At 70.3% G+C, this 3,586-nt stretch carries 5 protein-coding genes; all 5 read left to right on the top strand.

All coding sequences use genetic code 11. From position 1 onward, the window contains the following. The coding region (locus OOT08_RS18565; RefSeq protein ID WP_325094376.1) for an RsmE family RNA methyltransferase at positions 1-437 on the top strand (437 nt) is incomplete at its 5' end. 50 nt (positions 438-487) lie between these two features. Next, a complete protein-coding gene (locus OOT08_RS18560; RefSeq protein WP_325094375.1) occupies positions 488-838 on the top strand; it encodes a histidine triad nucleotide-binding protein in 351 nt (116 codons plus the stop codon). After that, a complete protein-coding gene (locus tag OOT08_RS18555) occupies positions 792-1,883 on the top strand; it encodes a PhoH family protein (protein ID WP_442916294.1) in 1,092 nt (363 codons plus the stop codon). Before OOT08_RS18560 ends, OOT08_RS18555 begins: the two co-directional genes overlap by 47 nt. Beyond that, on the top strand, positions 1,880-2,341 hold the full coding sequence (gene ybeY / locus OOT08_RS18550; protein WP_325094374.1) for an rRNA maturation RNase YbeY: 462 nt from the start codon (positions 1,880-1,882) through the stop codon (positions 2,339-2,341). The genes OOT08_RS18555 and ybeY overlap by 4 nt, the downstream gene beginning before the upstream one ends. After that, positions 2,338-3,586 (top strand): hemolysin family protein (locus OOT08_RS18545; RefSeq protein WP_325094372.1); only part of this gene is annotated, 1,249 nt, incomplete at its 3' end. The genes ybeY and OOT08_RS18545, both read left to right, overlap by 4 nt.

The raw sequence follows: 3,586 nt of genomic DNA, 5'->3' as shown, positions 1-3,586 counted from the left end.
ACGGGGTCGACGGGGTGCTGCCCTGGCAGGCCACTCGCTCGGTGTCGCGCTGGAACGCGGAGAAGCGGGCGAAGGGCGTTGAGCGCTGGCGCGCGATCGTTCGGGAGGCGGCGAAGCAGTCGCTCCGGGCCCGGATCCCCGAGATCCTGACCCCCGTTGACTCGCGGGAGCTCGCCGCCTGGGCGGCCGGGCGCACGGTGCTTGTGCTGCACCCGGGCGCTGCCGAGCGCCTGTCCGCGCTGCCCCGCGAGGTGCTTGAGGGCGCTGCCGAGGTCGCGCTCGTGGTCGGCCCAGAGGGCGGGCTGAGCCCCGAGGAGCTCGACGCGCTGACGGCGGCGGGCGCGCGCACCGTGAGCCTCGGGGACACCGTCCTGCGCACCTCCAGCGCGGGACCGGCGGCCCTCGCCGTGCTCAACGTGCGGCTCGGCCGGTGGTGAGTCCCGCTCGATCCCGGTTCTCCGGCCGGATCACGGGTTAGACTGGCGATATGGCAGAAGAAACTGTTTTCGGCAAGATCGTCTCGGGCGAGATCCCGGTGACCCGGCTCGCGGAGACCGAACGCGTGATCGCGTTCCACGACATGGCCCCGCAGGCCCCCGTGCACATCCTGGTGATCCCGAAGAGCACGGCCTACGCGAACGTGACCGAGCTCGCCGCGGGCGACCCGGCGCTCCTCGCGGAGATGGTGGCCGTCGCCAAGCAGCTTGCCGAGGAGCACGCCAACGGCGAGTACCGCCTGGTGTTTAATAACGGCCCGACCGCGGGCCAGACCGTCTTCCACGTGCACGCCCATGTGCTCGCCGGTGGCCTTGAGGAGAGCGCCCTTCTTGGATCCTGAGCCAGTTTTCAGCCAAACCATCCACCTGACCGGGGTGAACCCGGTGCTCTTCCTCGGCCCAGAGGACCGGCTCATCGGCGAGCTCGAACGCGAGCACCCGGGCGTCGGTTTTCACCTGCGCGGGGAGGTGCTCACCCTGACGGGCGAGGCCACGCCCGTGCGCCGAGCGGACGCCGTGGTGCGCGAGCTGCTCGGGGTGGCGAGGGCCAACCGCGGCCTCGGACAGCACGATCTGCGCGAGGTGACCCGGCTCGTCGACGCGGGGCTGCCCGAGTCCGCGGCCCAGGCGCTGGGGGAGCCGATCCTCGCCGTGCGCGGCAAATCGATCCGGGCGCAGACCCAGGGGCAGCGCGACTACGTTCGGGCGATCGACGAGCACACGATCACCTTCGGCATCGGCCCGGCGGGCACCGGCAAGACCTACCTCGCGATGGCGAAGGCCGTGCAGGCCCTGCAGCGCCGCGAGGTCAACCGGATTGTGCTGACCCGCCCCGCCGTCGAGGCGGGGGAGCGGCTCGGCTTCCTGCCCGGCAGCCTCGAGGACAAGATTGACCCCTACCTGCGCCCGTTGTTTGACGCGGTCGGCGCGATGCTCGACACCGATGTCGTGCCGAAGCTGCTCGCCAACGGCACGATCGAGGTTGCGCCGCTCGCCTACATGCGCGGCCGCACCCTGAACGAATCCTTTGTCATCCTCGACGAGGCGCAGAACACGACGCCCGAGCAGATGAAGATGTTCCTGACCCGGCTCGGCTTCGGCTCGAAGATGGTCATCACGGGCGACATCACCCAGGTGGACCTGCCGTTGCCGGCGTCCGGCCTTCGGCTCGTGACCCGGGTGCTCGACGGCGTCGACGACATCCATTTTGCCCGGCTCACGAGCGACGACATCGTCCGGCACAGCCTGGTCGGTCGCATCGTCGATGCCTACTCCGAGTATGACGAGCAGCAGCTCGCCCGCCGGCGCGCAGCCGAGCGGGGCGAGGCCCAGAACCCCAGCACCGAACCACCCGAGAACCGCACGAGCGAGGACAGCGAAGCATGAGCGTCGAGATCAACAACGAGTCGGAGATGACGGTCGAGGAGGGCACCCTGCTGCGGCTGGCCGCCTTCGTCCTGCAGACCCTGCACGTCCACCCCGACGCCGACCTCGCCGTGATGCTCGTGGACGAGGCCGCGATGGAGCGCCTGCACGTGCAGTGGATGGACGAGCCCGGCGCGACCGACGTCCTGAGCTTCCCGATGGACGAGCTGCGCCCGGGCACCGAGGACCGCGAGACCCCCGCCGGGCTCCTCGGCGACATCGTGATCTGCCCGCAGGTCGCCGCGGTGCAGGCGGAGAACGCCGGGCACGCCCTGGAGCAGGAGGTGCAGGTGCTGCTCACGCACGGGATGCTGCACCTGCTTGGCTTCGACCACGCGGCCCCCGAGGAGGAGGCCGAAATGTTTGGGTTGCAGCGGGACATCCTGCTGTCCTTCGCGATGGCAGAGCGCGGCCGATGAGCCCGGCGGTGCTCTTCCTGTTCCTCGGAAGCGCCGCCGTGCTGCTGGCCGTCGGCGGCCTGCTCGCGGCGACCGACGCCGCGCTCAGCGTGCGGTCCCGGGCGGATCTGCTCGACCTGGAGGCAAAGAACCCGAAGGTGACCCGGTCGATCCGCGCGATCGCCGAGGACCTGCCGAGTCACATCAACGCCCTGAACTTTGTCCGGGTCATGGCCGAGACGATCGCCGCGGTGCTCGTCACGCTGAGCCTCGCGGAGACCGTGCAGACCCCGTGGCTCGTGCTCCTGATCGCCTCCGTGGTGATGATCGGCGTGACCTACGTGCTCGTCGGCTCCAGCCCGCGCAGCGTGGGCACGCACCACCCCGACGCCCTCATCCGCTTCACGGCGCGCTTCGTGCACGGCATCCGGGTCGTGATCGGTCCGCTCGCGACCGGCCTGATCCGCTTCGGGGACCGGGTCACGCCCGGCCGCGGCAGCGGGGAGCGGCTGCGCGATGAGCAGCAGCTGCTCAGCATCGTCGACCAGGCGGCCGAGCAGGAGCTGCTGGAGGAGGACGACCGGGAGTACATTCACTCGCTCCTGGAGTTCAGCGACACGGTCGTGCGCGAGGTCATGGTGCCCCGCACCGACATGGTCACGATCGAACCAGAGGCGACCGTCACCGAGGCGCTGGAGCTGCTGCTGACCTCCCGGCACTCGCGGATCCCCGTCGTGAGCGACGACGTGGACGACATCGCCGGGGTGCTCTACCTGCGCGACGTCGCGCGCTTCGTGCTGCGCCGCCCCGAGGAGGCCGAGGTCGAGCGCGTGACGCGGCTGATGAAGCCCGCCCAGTTCGTGCCCGACCTGCAGAAGACCGACTCCCTGCTGCGCGAGATGCAGCGCGAAGCGAACCACCTCGCGATGGTCGTGGACGAGTACGGCGGCATCGCCGGGCTCGTCACGATGGAGGACCTCATCGAGGAGCTGCTCGGCGAGATTAACGACGAGCACGACCGCGAGGAATCCGAGGTCGAGGTCCTGGACGGCGGCCTGTTCCGCGTGAACGCCCGCGTCGCGGTCGACGAGCTCGGCGAGCTCTTCGGCCTGGACCTGGACGACGAGGACGTCGACACCGTCGGCGGGCTCTTCACGAAGGCCCTCGGCCGGCTTGCCGAGCCGGGCGACGAGGTCACCGTCGAGGGCATCCGCCTCGTCGCGGAGCAGTTCGACCAGCGCCGCAAGAACCTGAGCGCGGTGATCG

The sequence above is a fragment of the Leucobacter sp. M11 genome (assembly GCF_035726885.1).
Lineage (GTDB): Bacteria > Actinomycetota > Actinomycetes > Actinomycetales > Microbacteriaceae > JAPFRB01.
The sequence above is the reverse complement of the archived record's forward strand: the minus strand, read 5'-3'. Positions and strand labels throughout refer to the sequence as shown.